Raw genomic sequence first — 22,143 nt, forward strand, 5'->3', positions numbered from 1 at the left:
CACTCAATTAACCCAGTGCGATCGCATCCCTCCCCTTTCCTACAAAATTGATTGGCGCTCAAGCTATCAGCTAATTCTCCCCTATCTTATTGTCAAATCGCGTCTAAGTTGAATATTAAATTTAGACAAAATTGATATAACGTCGGCGATCGCGCCAATACCATTAGCGCAGATTATAGGAGCAGAAAATGTGCGATCACGTCACTCAAATTTCAGATATAATGCGATCGCCGTCACAGATTTCAGAAATCTCCCAGTGTTAAATATTTAAAATTGATGGCATGGCGATCGCGGCAAAACTATTCCCTTGTTTCTTGCTACATGAAAAATATTTATTGAAGTAAGGAACAACCAACAGATTTAGTAGGAGATTCCAATGGAAATTGAAATGGCAAAAATAGGCGATCACGGAATACGCTTTAATCTCTGGATTGATTTTTCACAATTAAATGCCATCTTTAGTGATACGGATGGCAATTTACAGCCAGTTGCCAGAAAAGACTGCGGTAACACACACATTGTGTTGGCTCCGCTTCAAGATCAATTGTTGCGCGGTCGCTGCAAAATTAAAGGCTGGATATTCTGGACTCCAGTGGTTAATAATGCCCCTGAAGCCTCGGACAGAGAAAGAATAGCCAAATTTATTTCTGAGTTACCCAATGCAAATTTTATTCAAGATCTCACCCAACTCGATCAGATCTACCGTTGGGCGGAGTGGAAAAACGAGTGTATCTGGATAGCCAAGTGCTTCATGGCCGGACGCGGCTCAGTGGATAATCCGCTCCTCAGGCCATTAGAAGAGGGGGAAATTGACCAGTATTATCACGATTCTTGCTGGCTAACCGTAGATTTCTACGAAAACCTGTGGAAATTAATCCACCTTAAGGATCGACGCATCAAGGCAGCATTCAACAAGCTGGAGTGGTCTTTCGAGTCGCCCCGCCAATTACTGGAAGAGATTATCGCAAGTGAAATCAATGGTGAATTTTCCAATATCCTGAAGCCTCGCTATGAGCACCACGTCAAGGAGCTTAAAAAACTGGCGAAGCTAGCACATCGCAGTTACAAAGGTTTCCTTAGCCAAAAAGACAGAACAGAGCTGGCCAGACTCAAAGAAAAACACTCGCAACCTAATACCTGGCTTACGCGATTGATTGATGTATCTCGCGGACTTGCAGAAACAGACGAGTTCTTCCAAGTCCGGGTGGCGATACATGACGAAATCATGAGAGGGATTTGCAAACTACAGCAAGACGCAGCTTGCAAACCAGAATTGAGGCGACAAGGACAGATCAGTGAAATTTGGATCGATGGAGCTAAAAGGATCGGAATCAATAACGGCTGGCGAGCTTAACAAAACTTTGCACTTAGACGTTATGGACTGAAAAGCTTTTTAGCCTCATCCTAAAAACAGTCAAGGACACACCAGAGGAAGCTTAACGGCAATTATGTTCCTGAAGCGATCGCCTTAAGCCGCCCCTTAAACCGCAAAAAAACGGTTGCCCCTGCTGCCCATGCCTGAAAACCTGCTGCTTCAACAGCACGGCAAAAGACACCGGACAACCGGAGTCATATTAAATGATATTTCAACGTTAGCCTATTAAGGCTGACTTTGGAAAGCAAAAAAAGCAGCAGGGCTTCCCCCCGTCACCCAACTAGGAGAAGCTCTACAATGAAAGAAATCTTCAACTGTGATAATGGTATCACGAATCAAGCGACAGTTACAACGTTTGAACCGAGACCCTGCCTCTGGGTGTCCGAGCCGATCGCCGCGAGGTGTTTGTCAGAATGCTTTTATGTTGCAAACCATGTGTCTGATGTGAAGCCCGGTGAGCACTTTATCGCGCTAAAAAATGAGCTTGAAATTCGCAAATTGGCTCAAAAGCTAATTTCTGTTGGGGCTGAAATCAAGGTTTACCAGCTCGAAAGTGCGATCGAAAATTTACTCGCAGGGGTTGGAATTAGCGCAGCACCAATGTTTATGCTGGGCGCGCTTCCCTATAGGGATTGGCTTAAATCCAGAAAGGAAGTGCCTTTAGATCTGGAAGACGCAGTTGCGATCGCCGAACACACAATCAAGTCGGAGCCGGATTCACCAGAGCGTATGATTGCCTTAGATATTTTGGGCAGAAGAGCTGGAATGAATGATTATAGGTGGCACAAAGATTATTTGAATGGTATCCGAGCAAAGCTGGAAGAGGCTTTAGCCTTACCCGATGGTAAGATTGCGGGTTCCCCCAGTTCTGGGGAACTTACCCTTGAGCAGGTGACGGAAAAAATCGACGAACTGATAGCCCTTGGTGCGACCGGCTCTTATTTGACAGGGCAGCTTAATCGTCTCGCCGCTGTAAGCCAATACTACATCGGCGAACTCCGGAAGTTTTATTACGAAAGGTTGGGCGAAGCCGATCTAGAGGAATCTCGCACCGAGCGTAAAGCAGAAGTTGAAAACCTGTTGAAAATCGGGAAGTCTCAACTTGAGCTGCAAGACTATCTCGATTCAGCAGTTGCTTGCCCACTAGAGCGGGTAGCAGGATGGATGGGCACAACTCCAGTTGCCATGCTCACCACTCTTTATCCGGTAATCGGCTCCTTGTTGGAGGTTGGCACTCGCCTAGAGTTAATAAAAGCCACCGATCATTATGCTTTACCCGTTATCTACGCAGGCCTTGTGTGTGAGTCTGGCGGAGGAAAAACCCCTGCACAGAAAACTGTACTCAAACCGCTATTCGCGCTACAAGCTGAAGCAGAAATTGAGTACAAAGAGCGGCTCTCGCAGTACCAGCAAGAGCTATCTGAGTGGAAAAAGGTCAAGGACAATGATCAGCCAGCACCAGAGCAGCCTGTGCCCCATGAATACTACACCACGGATGCCACCAGTGAGGCGATCGCATTAATTCAAAGTCAGCAGCCTAACAGGGGGTTCTTGGGGTGGTTTGATGAATTACCCGCCTTGTTCAAGTCTCAAGGGCAATACAAGAGCGGACGGGGCGCGGACGGGGAGAAAATTCTCTCAGGACGGGATGGCACAGGTTTTAAAGTGAACCGCGCCTCTGGGAAGCGGTTGGTAGTTGACCAATCAGCCTACAGCATCACTGGCTCCTTGCAGCCTTTAATCCTGCGTCAAATGATGGGCGACTTTACCGACGCTAACGGGCAATGGGCGCGTTTCCTTTGGACAGTAATGCAAGTTCAGCCGGCTCCTTATCCCGATGACGCCATTCCTTTTGATGTCACTGGCCTACTCAAAGGTATTTACAAGCGTCTCAAGAATCTTCCGGCTACCACTTACACTCTCTCGCCGCCAGCTAAGAAAGTCTATCGCAGATGGTACAACGAACTCGACCAATTGAAAATGAGTGAGTCTCGCCAGGGTATGAGAGCAGTTTTCGCCAAGATGAAAGGTGATACCGGAGTTTTGGCGTTATTGCTGCACTGTTTTAATGGCTGCGTCCATGAAGGCTCTACTCCCGATTCAGAGATTGACGAACAGACAATGGTGGCAGCGATCAAGTTGGCCAAACATCACATCGGGCAAGTAAAACTCATTCACTCAGAAGGTGATGCAGCCAATGGAGAGATCGCTGCCATTCATACAAAAATCATCCAACTGTCTGAACGTAAGGGCTGGCTCAAGGCAGCAGACATGCGCGATATAGATCGCCAAATCAAAAAACAATTCACCGCTGATGACATTCGCAGGCACTTCCGAGAATTAGAAGCTTCCGGCTTTGGTCAGACCAGGGGTGAGGGTACAAAACTGATGTGGTCGATCTATCAAGACAATGATTCGCCACCAGTGTACAAACTCAGGACAAACTCAGGACAAACTCAGGACAACCCCCCAAATACGACAAGTGCCTCCAGTCTTTGTGTTCAGTCTTTTGTTGTAAATTACTCAGGACAAACTCAGGGCAACTCAGGACAAACTCAGGACACCCTAAAAAGCACTGGAAGTGCTTCCAGTCTTTGTGTTCAGCAATCATCGGTAGAAACTCAGGACACTCAGGACAGTTTTGCTGTTGCACAAAGAAATCTGGTAGATGTCCACACAACTGGAAATGAAATAAAGGATGCTGCCCCGAATTTTGATGTCCTGAGTTGTCCTGAGTTCGTAAGCGAGTCTCGTAACTCAACAACAGTGTGCATTCCAGCTCAGGACAAGACTCAGGACAACTGCCCTGGGACTGTCCTGAGTTGTCCTGAGTTGCTGGAATCGGAGGAAGCTATCGCAGACCTAGCGGAAATACTGGAATTTTGTAGCAGCAAAGAAATGCTTGCCGAACTCAGGAGTACAAATGGCTTCACACCCTCCGTGATGAGCAAGGCTAGCAAGCGGCTATCGGCGGACAAACACAATCAAATAAAAGAATGGGTGCTTCAATTGAATAATCAGGATCAACAGCAGCAGCCCCATAAAACAGAAGGGAAAGTAGGAAAGCGAATCCGGTACAGCGGCGAGTACTCTGGTGAGTTATCTGCCATCTCAAAGAATGGCGAATTTTTTGTTACGTGGGATGTGTCGAGTCAAAGGCAGGCGCAAAGGCGCAACCGTGAGCTGCCACTAGTGCTAAAGGCTGGTGATTTTGAGGTGACGCCATGATGCGATCATTCTCCTTTGGCTGAATGGCGTTGATGAATTGGTGTAAAACCAGGGTCATTTGTAAAAATAGTCAGTTTGCGGAGTAGGGTGAGGACGTTAGAGCGGATTAATGACCGAGGGGTATGAACCTCCCCTCAGTCATCTGGGGTACGCAATAGAGTAGGGAGTTCTTTGGTGCATCTACCAAAAAGCCTATGGATGTTGAAGAACTCCTTGGTGAGTCGTGGCATCCTCCTTCTCGGACAGTGCATGACCATGAACGCGATCGCTTGTTCAGGGTTCACGGCATTCGTGTTGTCGAGCATTATGATGCGATCTGCTGTTTTCAACATCCAGACGAAGTGGTGCGGGAGTTCCTGGAGATTTTAAGGCAGGCATGACAACATAAATCGCCACTTATCCTTGACGGGTGAGCGGAACTTACTACTATTGTGCAGTGAGGGAATATGGAAAACAAAAAGCCCTCACCTGGCGGCGAAGGCAGTCATCAGGGTGCATCTACTTCTTCTGTTATTCGCAGTTAGGGAATCTATCTCCGGAAGAAATAATGTGTGGCTCTTGGCGTTGCTAAACTGCTGAGCAGAGGGGATAGGGGTACCTATGAGGGTACTTTTTGAAGAAGTTTTGGGATTTAGGGGAAAATCGGCGGTAGCTAGAATTATCGAACTTACCCACCACCCCTTGCTGGAAGAGTATCGAGTGCTTGATACTCTTGCGTAAATTTCAGAGCTCAGGTGGATAAGTAGATACAGCGAACTAAAAGCTGAACTTCTACAAAAATTGACAATCCCGAAAGAGATGAATCCTGAGGTAATTCGCGCTTGTACCCCGTTATTTTTAGCAACTATTGGTGGACTGTTTGGTGTAATTGTTTTGATGCAACCCACTAAACTGAGTGAGAGTCAGTCGGCAGCTGGTCTTGGACTAGCAGGAACAGCGATCGCCGGTGCGGCGGGTCTAGCCCAGACGACCAAAACCGAATCTACTGTTACTGGGCAAAATGCAAAGGTTCAAATTGGTGACGCTTCGCAGACACCAAACGAAAACATTAAGGTTTGATTGTTTCCGCCTTCAGAGGGCGATCGCGTGCCCGTAACATCTGGCGCGTACTTCACAGGCTACTACGCTACTGAGCTACGGCGGATGAGAGCAGAAATCATGATGATTGTCGATCCAAATTTTGTGGATGATGATGAAGCTACACCGCAGCATCAGCAGTTGAGTTTGTCACTGTAGCAGACGGCGTTTGATGTGGATCGTCGGTTGATGGCGGGGCAGGAGATTAGGATCTATGTGCGATCGCCTTTCCTCAGTCGCGCCTAAAAACGCGCAGCAAAAGTGCCTAGCGAAACTCGTCTCGCCGGAATTGCTTAGTTTTAGGTGAGCTACGTCTGTTTGTCAAACCATCAAAAAACCGATCAGAAACCCATCAGAAACCCATCAGAAACCCATCAGAAAATCAAGGGTGTAAGGGGGGTGCGATCAAGGCGATCGACCCAAAAATATAATTCTCCCCTATGTTAAAGTCAATGACAACAAATGTCTAAGTTTAATATTCAACTTAGACGATTCGGGGGCGTTTTTTGGGATAGCCGACTCTCCCTCTCGCTTGCGATCGTTCGAGGGCGTGAAGTGTGAACCTATTCCCAGTAAATAGGGTTTGTGCCTTTCAAGATTGTGTAACGGTAAGTATAAGGCTGCTTGTTGTAACAGAACTCTCCCGCTGTAGAGCCTATTGAACATTGATTGAAATCTACTTCTTGCCTAAACAACAAGCATCAGGCTGCTGAAATTGGTTCTGACGGAATAACATACATCAACTTCGCTTCATCTGGTTTTGGCTCTGAAGGAGTTAGTTGAAGCCATTCATGGAAGCTGATTCCGAGTTGTGCGATCGCTTGCAGTTCCCATTGATAGGATTCCAAACGTCTGTGAGTTTCAATCATAGACTCCATTGCTGCCATAACTCTGGGGAGTCGCGAAAAAATCTGTGGTTTTGGATCATCCCAGAAGGCTTTGCCTACCCAGTCTACTTGAGCATCCCAAATTGATGCTGGTAGCGATTCTATCCACTTACCTGGGTCTTGCACCAGCTTGACTAAGCTCTCGCGATGCATCTCAAACACAGCGTTTTCATCCAGAGTGGGTTCAATCCATTGGTGAACCTGGGTTAATCGGCGCAAGTCAATCTGACCTTTGAATTGAGGTTGTAGGTAAGCTGCTGGATTAGAAGTGAGAAGAAGTTCGACGTATTTTTTAGTAAGAGAACCAATGACTCTTTCTGCTTCTTGAAGGCGACAAAGTGCTGTATCAATCTCATTCAACTCTAAATGGCAGCGTACCTCAGCCATATAAGCTAGCGATAGTGTTAGAAGGTACTCATCAGCAAGCTGACTGCCTTGTTTTAGTTCTTTATTTGCATAGTCACTGTAAATATGCTCAGCTTCTAGGAAGCGATTGATGGCTTGAGTTGCCATATTGTCTCGATTCTCGCGCTTGCTCATTGTGAAGGCATTTGTAGCCAAACCCAGCGCTGCTTTAAAGTTAGCGTAGTGAGCTAAGTCAATTTTCTTGTCGATTTTATTAAGGAGCTCCTCTGTTTTTGCTAGGCGTTTTTCTAGTTCGTCAAGACGCTGGTTTATCACAGCAAAACCCATCACTGACACACCAAGATTCAACGCACTAACAGCAGAAGTTACTTGCAAAACTCCTTTAACCTCCTGCACACTGCGCTCAACTGCTTCTATCTGTTTTCCGAGTGCGGATAGGCGTGTCTTTACGTCACCAAATCCCTTCAGTAAAACTCCCGTATTTAAACTTTGAACAACTAAATTAAGCGCACCAGTAACCGGATCAGATGGCAAAGGAAGCCCTGAGAATCCTAGAAGACCAGGAAAACTCGGAAGATTACTTGTGCCAGTCTCTCGCAACCAAGAAACAACTTGTTTTGTTCCCGCTTCTCGAATGACACCACCGACTCTCTCATAAGCTCCGGTTGCTAACCCCTGAGCAATCCACGCAGGCAAGGTAAACGTTGTTGTTACCGTGTTCATAGGTTTTGGCAAAAATACGCCAATCAACCTTTCCGAATAAAACTCGGCTATCAGGGTAATCAGCTAAACAATTCCCAATCTTTGTCAAAACCTTACATTTAGGGCATTTGATGCATTTTGATTACCCCTGCAAGCATCTGCATGGCATCCGTCATCTAGCGCAAAGCTTTTGCTGCTATTGCAGAACCGGTGTGGGCTGTAGATGCGATCACAAACTCTTCATACAATTTCGTACTTTTACAAACCTACTTTACATTCCAGTAGGGGAGGATAATAAGTGACACACAAACCTCAGCCAGACCGCACTACATACTTTGAGGTTCTGGGGATGAAGCTACCAGCAAAGTAATTTTCACAAAAGGATAACCATGTCAGAGGATGACGCAAAGGCTTTAGTGGCTATTGTAGGCACGGCTTCAGCCGCAGGTACAGGCTCAGTAACAGTAGCTACAATTACCTCTACGGCTCCCGGAATCCTGGGCGTACTGGGGTTTACTACAACAACTACCGTCGCATTACCAGTTGCAGGTCTTGTGGCTGCTGGCGGTTTGCTTGGCTTTGGATTCTGCAAAGCTTGGGAGTGTTTCAATAGTCCACAAAATTAAGTCCAATTACTTTTGCAAAGGTAGGAAATAAGAACATGAAACCAGAAGAAGTCTTAGCGGCTGGAACAGGTATTGTTAGTGGTACTGTCGCAGGCAGCGCAGCAGCTCTTGGAGCGGTTTCCGCTGCTGGAAGTGTAGCTGGTTTGAGTGCAGCGGGAATGACTTCCGGCTTAGCTGCAATTGGCTCGGTAGTTGGTGGTGGCATGGCGGCGGGAATCGCTATGACAGCAGCAGCGCCTGTCGCAGGAGCAGTAGCTGGTGGTGTTGCTGTTTACCATGCATGGAACTGGTTGACGGGCGGTAATAAGTAATTAGTTAATCGATCATGATTGCGATCGCAATCAACAGTAAACCTAAGTATTTTACTGCTTAGTAAAAGCTAGCTGCTGAATACAAATTGAACTGGAAATCTGAAAGGTTGGCGTGGATATGATTTTAGAGATTGCAGGATTAGGTTTGGTAAGTATCGCAGTTGTGACTGGTGTTGGTACAGTAATTAATCTACTTGGAGTTGCTGGAATAAGCGCTGCTGGTATCACCTCTGCACTAGCAGCAATTGGTTCTGTCATTGGCATGGGGATGCTGGCTGGCGTTTGCCTAATTGCTGTAGGCGGCGTAGTTGTTGGCAAGGTTCTTCTGTAGTGCAGATAGCTCTAACACCTTTTGTCTGTCCTAATTAAGGGAACTGGGGTTTTCAGCCAAAAAGGGTTAGCCAAGAGCTAGGTGGAGACAGTATCCAAAAAAGGTTGTTAAAAAGACACACGAGAACGGCAACTGTGAAGCGACTGGGGCGATCGCACACTCACACCTTCATCAACACTTCAAAATATGGGGTGAAACCCCTCATTGCTAAGCGTAATAATAAGGTTAATAGATGCACCCTGATGATCGAGAGAGTAACTGCAAGTGGCTCTCTATTTTTTTGGCAAAGTTTGAAAGATCAGTGAATTTACCCTATCGTTGCCGTGCTTCCTTAGTTAAGCTCAACAAAGATGATTAAGAAGGCATTCTCGCCATGCCCCTAGCTGAATCACTATCAACCGCTGTCTTCGTGAAGGAACTCCGGAAGCGCCTGGGACTGACTCAATTACAGTTTGCCCAATCGTTGGGAGTGTCGTTTCAATCAGTGAACCGCTGGGAACGCGGAAAGACGAAGCCTTTGCCGATAGTTCTCAAGCTTCTTGAGATGATAGTGAAGGAGATGGGCGATCGATCGAACCGCCTTCGGCGATCGCGGTTCCGATTTACTGAAGCAATATTTTGCACAATAGCAGCCAAGGGTGGGAGAAAAAGGGTAAAGCATGGCGAACCTGTTAGCTGGCACAGAAGTTCAAGCGCGGAGACTGCGGTGGGAAGTTGTTACATCAACTCAACTGGGACCGCAAACTCTCTACCGTTTGCGCTGTTTGGAAGGAGAACTGCGAGGGACAGAACTTGACATCCTTCATCCTTTTGAGCCAGTGGAGCCAGTAATTCGCGATCTGCGTCCAGACCGAGCGGCTCCCTTACCGAATTGGCTAGTTTACCACCAAGCTTTTTTGTTGGAGCAAGCGATTGGTACTGATGCTTTGCTTGCCGTGCAGCCGGGACGACTGCGGTTAGAACCCTATCAATTGGTTCCCGTACTGCGAGCGATTCGGATGAGTCGAGTGCGGCTACTGCTGGCAGACGGAGTTGGATTGGGGAAGACGATTCAGGCGGGGCTAATCCTGACTGAGTTGATGGCGCGGCGAGTAGCCCACCGGATTCTAATTGTTTGCCCAGCAGGACCGCTCCTGGAGCAGTGGAAGCTGGAGATGTCCGAGCGTTTTGGTTTGCGCTTGGATGAGGTGAATCGGGGACGCTTAGAAGAAATTCGCCGTAGTACCGAACTGGGAGCCAACCCCTTTGACCACATCCCATTGGGAATTGCCTCAATTGACTTTCTCAAACAGGAGCGAGTCCTCGATTTATTGGAGAGGGCGAGTTATGACGTAGTGGTGCTGGATGAAGCGCATCACTGTATGGATTTAGGTTCAATCCAAGAGCGAGAAGATTCACAGCGTCGCCGATTGGCAGAAGTATTGACACGTCAATGTGACTCGTTATTGCTGCTTACGGCTACCCCCCATGATGGGAATGACCGCTCGTTCGCCTCCCTATGCGAATTACTCGACCCATCACTGGTAGATGGGAGAGGGGTGTTGCGAAGCGATCGCTATCGTCCTTATGTGGTTCGCCGCCTGAAACACCATATCATTGACCCGGTTACTGGAAAACAACGCTTCAAAACACGCATTGTTGAGCCGCGACCCGTTACCGCTTCTGTTGCGGAACATCCTGATTATGTGGCTCTACAGCAGGGGTTATTGGAGTTACTGGCACCGGAGTTGCGTCGAGCGTTCCGAACTCGGCGCTACAGCGATGTCTTGGCATTTATTGCTTTGCTCAAGCGCAGTGTTTCAACTGTAGAGGCATTTAAATCCACTTTGACGGTGGTGGCAGAGCGGTTTCAGCAATTGATTACTCAGAAGTCAGAAACCCAAGAGAGTCGGCGGCAGCGGTTGCGGACTCTGCGAGATTATAATCGCAAGCTGGAGCGTTTTGGGACGATTAGCTTTGAGGAGGAACAAGAACAGTCGGCACTGGAAGCGGAAGAGTTAGCCCAGAAACTCGCAGAACTGGAACGGGAAGTGAAGTCGGATTCGCGATCGCTAGCTAAAGTATCCACCTTTGTCGAAGCCCTGGATAACTTGGTGGATTTGGCAGATGCAGCTACCTCCCAAGACCCGAAGTTACAACAGTTGGTTAGAGAAATTCAAGGCATTCGCGCTCAAATTCCCAACACCAACGTTCTGGTTTACACCGAGTACACCACCAGTCAGCGTGCAGCAGCCAAAGCGCTACGGGATGCTGGGGTGGGGGAAGTGCTGACGATGAGCGGGGATGACAGTGGAAAAGTGCGGTTGGAGATTACCGATCGCTTTCGGTCTGAGAGCGGTTTGGTCTTAGTCAGTACGGACACCGCTGCTGAGGGGCTTAACTTGCAACAACGCTGCCATCATCTCATTCACCTGGAGTTACCCTTTAATCCCAATCGCTTAGAGCAGCGCAATGGGCGCATTGACCGCTTCGGTCAGGAATACGAGCCAGTGGTGCGTTATTTGTACCTGCGTAGGACGTTTGAGGAGCGGATTTTGCTGCGGTTGATTGCCAAGTACGAGAAGCAGCGGGAAACTCTGAATTTTGTCCCCAATACGCTGGGATTGACGACCTCGACCGATGCCTCAGCGCAGCGGTTACTCAAGGGGTTAATGGAAGAAGACCAGAAGCTATTTCACGATGAAACTCCCTTGTTGGTGAACTTCTCGACCGCTGATGAGAATGAAGGGGCTGATGTGGCTACCCGTGAACTATTAGAAGAGATAGACCGTTCGCTCAAGGGCTTTCAACAGGCGGCGCGGACGAATACTTGGTTGGCAGATACGGGAGTAAATGCGGAGAGTCGTCTTTTAACGGAAGCTGACAAAGCACTGGACTTGGGCGATCGCATTAGTAAAGTAGATTTAGTCAGCTTTGTTCGGGATGCCGTCTTCTTAGATGGCGGCAACTTTACTGAAACAGAGCAAGCGGACATTTTTGAAGTGCAACTTCCCTCGGTTTGGAGTTATGGGCTGGATGAACTACCGGGGTATGATGCCGATACGCGCTGCCTGCGGTTAACCAGTAATCTGGATATCACCCGCGATGCCAAGAACCGACCCGTAGGATTTTTGGGTCGCGCCCATCCCTTGGTGCGACGGGCATTAGACCGGGTGCGTAACCTGTCGTTTGGCGGTGCTGACCAGAGAAGTCAAGACTCCCGTGCCAGTGTCGTTAAAGCGGATGTCCCAACGCCCACTTTACTGTTTACCTTCTTGGGGCGAGTATCCAGTGGGGCGGGACCGGAATTTGAACGGGTGCTGGCAGTTAAAGTTATGAATACAGGAGTCGCTAAGTTTTATGACCAGGCTGAGCAATGGCTGTTCCTGGCAGACCGGAAACAGGCGATTCGCACTACGGATGTTTGGAAGAATTACTTTGAAAGTTGGTGGAATACTGCCCAACAGCAGGCGCAACAGGTAGCTCAGACGGGGGCGCAGTCTTTGGTAGAGGAATTTGTCAAAACTCGCACCCGTGACTTGAGAGCAGAGCGATCGCGCCAAATCGAATGGCTGGAACAACGAACGAAAGAAATTACGGGGGAGCCAGTTGAGGTTGAAACAGCCGTTCAGATGAGTTTGTTTGATACGCCTGTGCAGGGAACGGCGGTGCAGACAGCGCCCCAGTCGGGCTGGATGACGATGACTGACTCCGTTGAGCGGTTGGCAGCGTTTGCTACGGATACCAATCAACCCGTCCGCGTTCGCAGCGAAGCAGATGGGGTGTTACGAATCTATCGTCAGCGATTGGCATTGTTAGAGTCGAGGTTAGCACTTCAATCCCCGGAAACTCTGCCACTGGGGGTACTGATGTTGGTTCCGGAGAAAAATTAATTATGGCGCTTGAACTACTGCAACAGTGTACCTTCACCGGACCAGCACTCCCAGAACCATTTGTTCAGTTTGAGCTGGAAAAGGAACTTAGTAAAGAAAAACTATTGTCCAAGACAATGGGACAGGAGGGCAAAGAACTCCAGGTGTCTTGGGAGAGCTATCGGCGCAAGCTGCGGGAACTGGCAGTCCGGGGTGGTGCGTTGCGCGTCCAGAACCATGTTATTGAGCCACTGGTGGAGCGGTTGGGGTATGCTCGATTGGAATCTGCACCAAAGGTGGAAACCCGCGAAGGACAGGAAGATGGGGGTTACTTATTCCTTACGGCAGACAATCAGAGTAAGCTGCGGGTTTGGTGTACGGAGTTTGAAACTGACCTAGATGCCCCTGTCCGTCGCGGCGCGGCTTACCGTTACAGTCACTTGCGGATTGCTCAACGGGTGTTGCTTACCTGTGGGGAACGGTTGGGACTGCTGACGAATGGGGTGGAACTGCGGCTATTGATTTCCGATCCGGCGCGACCGGATTCCCAAGTTACCATCACCATCGACCCTTACTGGAAGCGATCACGGAACATCCCCGACTCCTATCTCCTGCTGCTGGCACTCGCCTCGCCAGAAGGAGTGAAGAAGCTGCCGAACCTGGTTGAGAAGGCGCGATTGCAGCAAGCCAGGGTAACGAAGGAACTGCGGGTGCAGGCGCGTCAAGCGGTGGAGCGGTTTATTCACGAGATTCTGGAACACCCGGATAATCGGGAGATGTTGAAAGACCTAACCCCCCAACCCCATCGGGAGCAAGGGTCGGGGGAGAGGTTAGCGAAGCAGTTATGGAAAGAAGGGCTGATTGTTGTTTATCGCTTGCTGTTTGTCCTGAAGCTGGAAGCGAGTGACGACCCCGCACGGGCGTTCAGTTTTGCCTCAACGAGTCTCTGGCGCAATACCTTCTCTCCGACAATCACATTAGCCGAGTATGCGCGAAAAGTGCTGGACGAGGGGATGGAAACGGGGAGTTTCCTAGAGTCGGGGCTGAGATCGCTGTTTCGGATGTTTGCTGAAGGAATATCATGTACTGAGCTAAATGTCAAGCCTTTGGGCGGTGCGTTGTTTGGGGCGGGTGCGACTCCAGTGTTGTCCAAGTTGCAGTGGGGAGAACGGGCAGTCGCGCATTTGTTGGATCAGTTGCTCTGGACGGCACCGAAGCGGGGAGCGAGTAATCGGCAACGGGTGCATTATGGCTCGCTGGATGTGGAGGATTTGGGGCGGGTTTATGAGGCATTGCTGGAACTGGAGCCGGGGATTTCAACCGAGCGGATGTGTCGGTTGCGGCGGCAGAAGCTAGAGGTGGTGGTGCCTGTGGTGCAGGGGGAGAAGTATCGTCCGGCAGTGCCGCAGGCGATCGATCCGGTTGCTCTGGAAGAGGAACTGGAGGAGGCAGAGGAAGATGAGGAAGACGAGGCTCCGAAGAAGGGCAAGAAAACGAAAGTCGAGTGGATTGAAGAGATTCCGCCTAATCGCTTCTATTTACGGGTGGGGTTGGGACGGAAAGCGTCGGGATCATACTATACGCCCCATTCCTTTGTGCGGTTTTTGGTGCAGGAGACGTTGGGACCGCAGGTGGAGGAGCGCAGTCCGAAGGATGACCCGAACCCAATGGCGATTTTGAAGTTGAAGGTGCTTGACCCGGCGATGGGAAGTGGGCATTTTTTGGTGGAAGCCTGTCGGTTTTTGGGGGATAAGCTCTACGAAGCCTGTCGGCTGTGTGATGAGTTGGCGACGAAGGCGGAGGGACGGGTCGAGAAGGCGAAGACTCCAGAGGAGAAGGATGCAGCACTGGCGGAGGCGCAGAAGTTTTGGCAGCGGGTGATTGATTTGCCCGATCCGGATGACAAGCTGATGAAGTATCTGCCCAGTTCGGCTCCGGAGAGGAAGGAGTCGGGGTTTTCGCAACAGGAAGCGATCGCTCTTTGTCGTCGTTTAGTCGCCGTGCATTGTTTGTATGGGGTGGATAAGAATCCGCTGGCGGTGGAGTTAGCGAAGTTATCCTTGTGGTTGGAGTCTCATGCGGAGGGGTTGCCGCTGACATTTTTGGATCACCGTCTGGTGTTAGGGGATTCGCTGACGGGGGCGTTTTTTGAGCATCTGTTGAAGGAGCCTGCCAGTGGGGATGATGTGCAAAAGCTGGTGTGGCAGAACGTGAATGATCAGTTCCGCCATGCGTTGGCGGATGCGCTGCGGTATGTGCGCGATCTGGAAGCGTCGATTGGCACGGATATTTCAGACATTGAGGCGAAGGAAATTGCTAAGCAAAACCTTGATCGCGCTCTGGCTCCGTTCAAGATTTTGGCAGCTGCTTGGTCGGGTGGAGTGATGTTGGGAGATGAAAGTGGCGATACGGATTATGCCAGTCTGTTTAGCACCATTGCTCAGACGGGAGATTTGCCGGAGGACTTATCGGATAAACCGAAACTTCTGGCGATGATTGCCAAAGGGTTAGGGGCTGAGGCAGTTCCGGGTGAGCGATCGGGGTTGCTGGAGGTGTTGGCAAGTAAGAAGTACGTTCCAGCATTTACATATGATCTGACATTTGCAGAGGTATTTTATCCAGATGGGAATTTAACAAATCGTCAGGGATTTGATGCTGTACTGGGAAACCCTCCGTGGGAAAAGCTAAGAGTAGAACGTCGAGATGTTGTTGCAGCAATTGATCCACGGTTTCTCTCCGGCAAAGAAGTTGCTGGTATAGGCGATGAACATGAGTTAATTAAATATATTTTTGAATCTAATTCTGAAGCAAAGGTATATGAGCTTGAAATCAATCAAACTAGATCCTTTACACAAAGAACTATTATTGAACCAGCCACGTCAAGAGGTTACGATTTTCCCATAGGAAACTTAGATACATATCATCTCTTTATTGCCAAATTTCAAAAGACCTTATCTATGAGCGGGGGGCTTGGATTAGTTCTTGGTGGTGGATTTGCGAAAAGCCCTACAGAATCAGGCTTGCGTAGACTAATTTTTGAACAAATCCAGGTACGAATTTTTGCCCATTTTTTTAATTTAAATCAGCTTTTTGTAGGTGCATCATCTCGTATCTCTTTTGTCCTTATAGTTGCTGATCACAATCCTCGCTTACAGCAGATACTTACAGGCTTCGATTTAAAAGAATTTACAGATCTCCCACTAAAAAATATAGAAGGAAAGTTAGTACCATTGAATAGGAAAAGACTTATCGGAGAATTTTCTTCAAACGATAATTCTGTGAATGATGATACAACTTCACATTTTAATGTTAACGGCATAAATGCCAAGAAAATTTTATCGAATTGGAGAATATCCGTCAGCGAAGGACTACACAGAACAGAAAATAAGAAATACATTGAGAGCCTTGAAGATGTCCTGCCAGGGTGTACAGATGCTAGATTGCCTCAAGTCCAAAATGAGCTAATTGCTAGAAATGTCTTATGTTTATACGCAGGAAGAAGCATTGACTTATTTAATCCACTGCCAGAAGAAAAATCTGGTAAATGGACTCCACAAATAGACTTAGTCGTTTCTTTAAGATGCTCAAAACTTTTGAGCCAAATTAATAATCTAAGCTTCTATCGATTAGCTTGGCGCGAAACATGTGGGCATATAGCAACGAATCAAAGGAGCGCTCGTGCATGTATTCTACCTCCTGCTACTGCGGCTTCTAACTCACTAATAGTAGAAACTTCTTCTAGAGAACGACCAACAAATAAGGTATTAGCCGCTTGTTCAATAATCAATTCGTTTTCCTTTGATTTTCAAGTTAGGAGGCTAGTACAAACCCACTTTAATAAAGGTATTTTGTCAAAAACTGTTTTTCCAAAAGAAATACAATTGGCTGATTTTGTTTTTTTGTCTCATTCTGCTCTTCGCTTGAATTGTGTACATCATGGCTACGAACCTCTCTGGCGCGAACAACTGGGCGACGAGTGGCGCGAACCTAACAAAGACCCCTTTACTTTCCCCGTTCTCGCTACAGAAGATGATCGCTGGTCAGTCCGTGCCGCCATTGATGGCATCGTTGCTCAAGCCTATGGACTTGAGCGCGACCAATATGCTCACGTCCTTTCTACCTTCAGCCACAAAAGCTATCCCAAAGCCCCCCAACTCTGCCTCGATCGCTTTGATGAACTGGAGGCGATCGGACTGGAGGCTTTCACCAAAAAATACGACCCCTACTGGGACATCCCCCTCAACGAGAACTTGCCCCAACCCGTCATCGACTTGCCTATTCCTGAAAGCCTCACCCCTGAATATCAGCAAGGTAGCCTGGATTTAGCATCTGTCACCGAAAAGCCCAAGCGCCAACGGAGGAAGAAAAACGTTACATCATGACTATTGATCGTATGGAATTCCCGCTTGCTAAAGCTGAGTACCTATTCAACCATGCAACGGCTTCCGGAGAAGGAGGTGACAAACAAAAATTTTGGCGTACAGTTTTAGGATTTGAGAGTCCAGAAACGATTCGAGAAGCAATTCTGGCAAAAGTGACGATCGATGGACTAGAACCCAGAGGAGCAAACAATTATGGAGAAAAATATCAAGCAACCGTATTGATTGAAGGACCATCAGGAGTCGCTTGGCGAATCAGAACTGGCTGGATTGTGTTAACCGGAGAAGATGTCGCTAGATTTGTCACCGCAGTTCCAGAAAGATTTGGGAGACAGCAATGAGCCAATTTCAACTGTTTGACTCTATCAAACTCAAAGAACCCATTCCCCTGGACGAAGGAGGCACAGCCCCTGAAGGCACACCAGGCGCGATCGTGGAAGTCTTCAAAAACGGTGAAGCCTACATGGTGGAATTGTTTGGAGGATGGGTAAAGGCAGACGTTAATGGAGATTTTATCCCTGGCGATCGCGAAGACCCAGACTCTTTCATAGAAACCATTGGAGTAGAAACAGTTTATCCCCACCAGATGAGTTTAGTCAAACCCGCAAAAGAGACAGTAGGAGTACGGGCGCAGTTGCTAGCCTTGCTAGACGAGCTATCTGAAAATTCACTAGAAGAAGTAAAAGACTTTGCTGAATTCTTACGAGAAAAACAACGCAAAGTGATGCAGAGTTCTTCATAATCCCGCCAGAGGTTAAAACCCTGACTCATCGCTGGAATACCGTTAAAACGGACTAGAAAAGCTGATTTTAGTCGTTTCAGATAGGGTGTTCCTTGGAGAGTAATAGAATACGCGATCGCTGGTACATCAGCAGTGATTATAATCACAAATTTTTTAGGGAAGGAATTGTGAGATACGAGAGAAAAATGGGAACACTATAAATATAGGGGTTCAATAATGCCTTGATTCAGTCACACCAACTGACGTAATCACAATTTTCTTACCTAGTTACGAGAGTTTTGCAGTTCTTGCGAACTGCAAAATTTTGGATAGGGGTAAGTTGATTATGGAGGTAATGGACAGATTATGAGACCTGGATAGCAACACTAAATACAAGGAATGACGATGCTGAAAAAATTAACGGCTTGGTTTATCGCAACAGTTTTCATCGTACAAACGTTAGTACAGGTAAATCCTGCACAAGCCGCCCCTATATCTCCATTGAATTCAACACTATTAGCTGCTCCTTATATTGATGGTGAAGCTTACAAATTAGTATTTTCAGATACAAACGGATTTTATCAAGAGTTAGCTGATGCTCTGAAGTCTAATAAAGAAGTCAAAATTAGCACAAACTACAAAAGCTATGCTGATTTACCCCCTAGATTGAAGAATATTTTTAAACTTGATTCATCTGAAGTAAATTTTTCTGAAAAGAAAGATACCAGTTGCCCTCCCTTTGCTGCTTGCGCCCCAATCCACTACGCTCCAATTTCTCCAGATTCATCAATCCACTACGCTCCTATGACTCCGAGCGTACCACAGCTTACAGAAGCGCCTGCAACCATAAACTATAAGGCAATCTTTTTCCTGGGAAGCATAGCTATTGGAGCTACAGCAGGAGCAGGAATTGGAACATTTTTTGGAGGAATTGGAGCAGCTCCAGGAGCTGTAGTTGGTGGTGTTTTTGGTTTAGTTTCTGGTGTTGTTGCAGAAGCTTTTACTAATCAGGATCATATAGCAACCATCAAAATTAACGCCAACGGAGAGTTAATTATCAGCATTGAGCCTGCCCAGTCCTTAGCCTAACGGCATCACAAATATCAGCATTAAATAGTGAAGCTGAAGAAAATTATGGAAACAGAACAGACATGGAACCCTAATATCCCCGATCAAGAAGTTCGACTAAGGAACAACCCTGGTCGTCGGGGACTTACTACGGGAACAACAAAAGAATCTGGTGGTCGTTTGTTGGTTCTTATTAATTTTGGTCCTAATGAAAAAACTTACAAGCGTTACGAACAACTAGAACTTTGTAATCAACCGGAAGGAATCAAAGATTTAATAGAAGCAGGGCGATTTGGGACTCCTGACGATTTGCGACGCATTTTGACTTTTGAAAAAGTCAAAGGGCACTTGACAAATGTATTCTACAGCATGGAGTCAAGTAATACTGATTTCTATGCTTATCAATTCAAACCTGTCCTGAAATTTCTCGATTCTCCAGTTGGACGCTTACTAATTGCCGATGAAGTTGGTCTTGGTAAAACTGTAGAATCCGTTTATATTTGGAAAGAGCTCCAGGCACGAGAAGATGCCAGACGATTACTAATCGTCTGCCCTGCAATGTTAAGAGATAAATGGAAAAACGATTTATTGTCTCGTTTTAATATCTCTGCTGAAGTTGCTGATACAAGGAAATTACTAGAAAAAGTACACCTTTGCCTAAATAATAGAAACTCTCAAGCACTCTCATTTATCCAGATTCTCAGTCTTGAAAGCTTGCGTCCTCCCAAAAATTGGGAAGATTTGGATGAAGAAGATGTCAAAGACCCCAAAGCAGAACTCGCTTGGTTACTTAATCAAAACAAAGCAACAGATGAGTTTGGCATTTTTGATTTAGTCATTATTGATGAAGCTCATTACCTCCGAAATCCAGAGACAGCTAGCCATAAACTAGGAAATATTTTACGAGAGGCGGCACGTCATCTCCTATTACTAACAGCAACTCCAATCCAAATTCATAGTGATAATCTATTCCAGCTCCTTAAACTCATCAGTCCTGAAGACTTTTTTGACCCATCAGTCTTTGAAAAAATGCTGAATGCTAATAAGCCAGTGATTGAAGCGCAAAAACTGATTTGGCGAAATCCACCTGACCTAGATGGTACAAAAGAAGCAATCGAGCAAGCAATTCAATCTGACTATTTCTCAAATAACTTGAGACTTCAGCAGGCATATGCAGAACTAAAGGACGTTGAAATCCTAGAACTTGAAACACAAGTGCGACTGCGTCAGGTTTTAGAAAGCTCGTCTCTGTTTGGTCAGTTCATGACCAGAAGTCGGAAACGAGATGTTATGGAAGACCGAGTCAAACGTTCTCCCCAACCCTTAACAGTGGATTTCTCACCATTAGAGAAACAGGTATATGACTATGTAACCCACCAGATTCGCCAACAAGCTCGCGGGCAGCAAGGAGTAGCTCTGTTCAGGCTAATTGCACGCCAGCGACAAATGGCAAGCTGTATGGTAGCAGCGCTACAGGCTTGGAAAAACAAAGGTGTATTAGATGAGCTATTACAGGAAGAAAACAATTTACTTTGGGAAGATTTGGGTATTTGGGAAGACGATGAATTTGAACTTCCAGAATGGCCTTTTATAGAAGTAGATGTTGACTTTGATGAACTCAAAAAAATAGATACAAAATATAACGAATTAATTATTTTTCTTCGAGCTGAACTTGAGAAGAACTCCATAGAGAAATTTGTTTTATTTGCTTATTTCCGGGGAACTCTTGATTACCTACAAGAACGACTAGAAGCCGATGGGATTCAGACTTGTCTTATTAGAGGTGGGATGGGTCAAGAAAAACAAGCTGTTCTCCAAAAATTTCGAGACGGTCAGCCATCTGTTCTGCTGTCATCTGAAGTCGGGAGTGAGGGAATTGACCTCCAGTTCTGCCGTTTCATAATTAACTACGACTTGCCTTGGAATCCCATGCGAGTTGAACAACGGATTGGACGGTTAGATCGGATAGGGCAAAAGTCGGACAGAATTTCAATCGTTCACTTCAGTATTAAAAACACGATTGAAGAATATATTCTGTCTAGGCTATACGAAAGAATCAATATTTTTGAGGAGAGTATTGGCGATTTAGAAGAGATTCTTGGAGAAGAAACTGAACAATTAATCAGTGAATTTTTTAATTCCAGTCTTACTGAAGAAGAGATAAAACAGCGTACTGACGATACAATTATCGCAATTGCTAATAAAAAGGCGGAACAAGAAGATTTAGAGAGTGAAGCCATCAATATGATGGCATTCTCTGACTATATTCTCAGTACCATTAATAAAAGTCGGGAACAAGGCAGGTGGTTAAAGCCGGAAGAATTGAAAGCTTTTGTAGAAGATTTCTTTAAACTTCAGTATCCAGGTACAGTAATTGTCCCAAAATCTAACCAAGTCTTTGAAATTAGTCTATCAGAGCAAGCTAAGGTTAATTTGAGGTTGTTCTGCGAACAGCGCCGCTTTTCAACGCCCACTCGTTTATATCACCCTGGTCAGCAGCCCATTCCCTGCTTTTTTGAGTCTAAGATGGCTGGAACGATGGGTAAGGAAAATCATGAACTTCTCGATCCAACCCATCCATTCATCCAGTGGATTCAGCATAAATATGAGCCAGAATCAAAAAATGAAACAGGCTCTCAAACTTTTCATCGAGTTTCAGCTTCTCAGCTAAGCAGTGAGGAGTTAGGTATCCCTCAGGGTATCTATGTTTATGTCATTCATCGCTGGCAATTTGAAGGACTACGAAAAGAAAATCGCCTAGTTTACAAAGTTATTCGACTGGAAGATAGTCAAGAACTGCCCGATGATACAGCAGAGACTCTGATTTCTACGATTTCGTTACGAGCTGACCAAAGACCCAATGTTGTTAACTTGGTTGATGTAAATTTAGTACTAAATGCTTACGAACAGAGTGAAGACTGCTTACAAGAAGCTTTCTTTGAGGCAGAAGAAGCCTTCAGGATTGAAAATACCGATTGGTGCAATGTTCAGGAGCGTAGTGCCATAGCCTACGCGGAACGGAAACGACAAGAACTTGAAGAGCGAATTGCAAACTTCAGAGCAGAAAACAAGCTACGAACTATTCCGTTAGAAGAGGGCAGGCTCAGAAAAGTTGAGCAAGATCTGAGAACTACCTTGAGCAAGATAGCTCAAAAACGTGAAGAAATTTCATCCTCTAACCCAGCTTTAGCTGCTGGGGTCATTTTCGTTAAAGATTAATC

General features: G+C 46.7%; 16 protein-coding genes. 15 read left to right on the forward strand and 1 reads right to left on the reverse strand.

The window, feature by feature from the left end; all coding sequences use genetic code 11:
* Positions 1–376: 376 nt before the first annotated feature.
* The 5 genes from NDI48_28865 (at position 377) to NDI48_28885 (ending at position 5,839) form a co-directional block, all read left to right on the forward strand.
* Positions 377–1,354 carry a hypothetical protein gene (locus tag NDI48_28865; protein ID MEP0835176.1) on the forward strand — a complete coding sequence of 326 codons (978 nt, stop codon included), beginning with the start codon at positions 377–379 and terminating at the stop codon, positions 1,352–1,354.
* A gap of 318 nt (positions 1,355–1,672) precedes the next feature.
* Positions 1,673–4,603 (forward strand): YfjI family protein, encoded by a 2,931-nt coding sequence (locus NDI48_28870; protein MEP0835177.1) that lies wholly within the window; start codon positions 1,673–1,675, stop codon positions 4,601–4,603.
* 194 nt (positions 4,604–4,797) lie between these two features.
* Entirely contained in the window at positions 4,798–4,983 is a 186-nt protein-coding gene (locus tag NDI48_28875; GenBank protein ID MEP0835178.1) for a hypothetical protein, read from the forward strand.
* Between the two features lie 400 nt (positions 4,984–5,383).
* Positions 5,384–5,662 (forward strand): hypothetical protein, encoded by a 279-nt coding sequence (locus NDI48_28880; protein ID MEP0835179.1) that lies wholly within the window; start codon positions 5,384–5,386, stop codon positions 5,660–5,662.
* Complete coding sequence (locus NDI48_28885) at positions 5,663–5,839, forward strand: hypothetical protein (protein MEP0835180.1); 177 nt, start codon at positions 5,663–5,665, stop codon at positions 5,837–5,839.
* 542 nt (positions 5,840–6,381) lie between these two features.
* Here the strand turns inward: NDI48_28885 and NDI48_28890 are convergent.
* A complete protein-coding gene (locus NDI48_28890; protein MEP0835181.1) occupies positions 6,382–7,656 on the reverse strand; it encodes a hypothetical protein in 1,275 nt (424 codons plus the stop codon).
* Positions 7,657–8,024: 368 nt separating this feature from the next.
* Between NDI48_28890 and NDI48_28895 the strand changes: the two genes are divergently transcribed.
* The 10 genes from NDI48_28895 (at position 8,025) to NDI48_28940 (ending at position 22,141) form a co-directional block, all read left to right on the forward strand.
* Positions 8,025–8,261 (forward strand): hypothetical protein, encoded by a 237-nt coding sequence (locus NDI48_28895; GenBank protein MEP0835182.1) that lies wholly within the window; start codon positions 8,025–8,027, stop codon positions 8,259–8,261.
* A 35-nt stretch (positions 8,262–8,296) separates the two neighbouring features.
* On the forward strand, positions 8,297–8,572 hold the full coding sequence (locus NDI48_28900) for a hypothetical protein (protein MEP0835183.1): 276 nt from the start codon (positions 8,297–8,299) through the stop codon (positions 8,570–8,572).
* Positions 8,573–8,690: 118 nt separating this feature from the next.
* Positions 8,691–8,903, forward strand: a complete 213-nt coding sequence (locus tag NDI48_28905) for a hypothetical protein (protein ID MEP0835184.1) — start codon at positions 8,691–8,693, stop codon at positions 8,901–8,903.
* A gap of 373 nt (positions 8,904–9,276) precedes the next feature.
* Positions 9,277–9,699, forward strand: a complete 423-nt coding sequence (locus NDI48_28910; GenBank protein MEP0835185.1) for a helix-turn-helix domain-containing protein — start codon at positions 9,277–9,279, stop codon at positions 9,697–9,699.
* Positions 9,605–12,775 carry a DEAD/DEAH box helicase family protein gene (locus tag NDI48_28915; GenBank protein ID MEP0835186.1) on the forward strand — a complete coding sequence of 1,057 codons (3,171 nt, stop codon included), beginning with the start codon at positions 9,605–9,607 and terminating at the stop codon, positions 12,773–12,775. Before NDI48_28910 ends, NDI48_28915 begins: the two co-directional genes overlap by 95 nt.
* Positions 12,776–12,777: 2 nt before the next feature.
* A complete protein-coding gene (locus tag NDI48_28920; GenBank protein ID MEP0835187.1) occupies positions 12,778–17,136 on the forward strand; it encodes a BREX-1 system adenine-specific DNA-methyltransferase PglX in 4,359 nt (1,452 codons plus the stop codon).
* Positions 17,133–17,474, forward strand: a complete 342-nt coding sequence (locus NDI48_28925) for a hypothetical protein (GenBank protein MEP0835188.1) — start codon at positions 17,133–17,135, stop codon at positions 17,472–17,474. Before NDI48_28920 ends, NDI48_28925 begins: the two co-directional genes overlap by 4 nt.
* Positions 17,471–17,875 carry a hypothetical protein gene (locus NDI48_28930; protein MEP0835189.1) on the forward strand — a complete coding sequence of 135 codons (405 nt, stop codon included), beginning with the start codon at positions 17,471–17,473 and terminating at the stop codon, positions 17,873–17,875. Before NDI48_28925 ends, NDI48_28930 begins: the two co-directional genes overlap by 4 nt.
* Before the next feature lie 384 nt (positions 17,876–18,259).
* Positions 18,260–18,943 (forward strand): hypothetical protein, encoded by a 684-nt coding sequence (locus tag NDI48_28935; GenBank protein MEP0835190.1) that lies wholly within the window; start codon positions 18,260–18,262, stop codon positions 18,941–18,943.
* 45 nt (positions 18,944–18,988) lie between these two features.
* Complete coding sequence (locus tag NDI48_28940; protein ID MEP0835191.1) at positions 18,989–22,141, forward strand: SNF2-related protein; 3,153 nt, start codon at positions 18,989–18,991, stop codon at positions 22,139–22,141.
* Positions 22,142–22,143: the final 2 nt, after the last annotated feature.

This window comes from Microcoleus sp. AS-A8 (assembly GCA_039962225.1).
In the GTDB taxonomy this organism is placed as follows: Bacteria; Cyanobacteriota; Cyanobacteriia; order Cyanobacteriales; family Coleofasciculaceae; genus Allocoleopsis.

What these genes read in the sequence shown, in the direction of transcription:
- NDI48_28865 (MEP0835176.1), top strand. Translation starts at nt 377, where the DNA reads ATGGAAATTGAAATGGCAAAAATAGGCGATCACGGAATACGCTTTAAT.
- NDI48_28870 (MEP0835177.1), top strand. Translation starts at nt 1,673, where the DNA reads ATGAAAGAAATCTTCAACTGTGATAATGGTATCACGAATCAAGCGACA.
- NDI48_28875 (MEP0835178.1), top strand. Translation starts at nt 4,798, where the DNA reads ATGGATGTTGAAGAACTCCTTGGTGAGTCGTGGCATCCTCCTTCTCGG.
- NDI48_28890 (MEP0835181.1), bottom strand. Translation starts at nt 7,656, where the DNA reads ATGAACACGGTAACAACAACGTTTACCTTGCCTGCGTGGATTGCTCAG.
- NDI48_28895 (MEP0835182.1), top strand. Translation starts at nt 8,025, where the DNA reads ATGTCAGAGGATGACGCAAAGGCTTTAGTGGCTATTGTAGGCACGGCT.
- NDI48_28900 (MEP0835183.1), top strand. Translation starts at nt 8,297, where the DNA reads ATGAAACCAGAAGAAGTCTTAGCGGCTGGAACAGGTATTGTTAGTGGT.
- NDI48_28905 (MEP0835184.1), top strand. Translation starts at nt 8,691, where the DNA reads ATGATTTTAGAGATTGCAGGATTAGGTTTGGTAAGTATCGCAGTTGTG.
- NDI48_28910 (MEP0835185.1), top strand. Translation starts at nt 9,277, where the DNA reads ATGCCCCTAGCTGAATCACTATCAACCGCTGTCTTCGTGAAGGAACTC.
- NDI48_28920 (MEP0835187.1), top strand. Translation starts at nt 12,778, where the DNA reads ATGGCGCTTGAACTACTGCAACAGTGTACCTTCACCGGACCAGCACTC.
- NDI48_28925 (MEP0835188.1), top strand. Translation starts at nt 17,133, where the DNA reads ATGACTATTGATCGTATGGAATTCCCGCTTGCTAAAGCTGAGTACCTA.
- NDI48_28930 (MEP0835189.1), top strand. Translation starts at nt 17,471, where the DNA reads ATGAGCCAATTTCAACTGTTTGACTCTATCAAACTCAAAGAACCCATT.
- NDI48_28935 (MEP0835190.1), top strand. Translation starts at nt 18,260, where the DNA reads ATGCTGAAAAAATTAACGGCTTGGTTTATCGCAACAGTTTTCATCGTA.
- NDI48_28940 (MEP0835191.1), top strand. Translation starts at nt 18,989, where the DNA reads ATGGAAACAGAACAGACATGGAACCCTAATATCCCCGATCAAGAAGTT.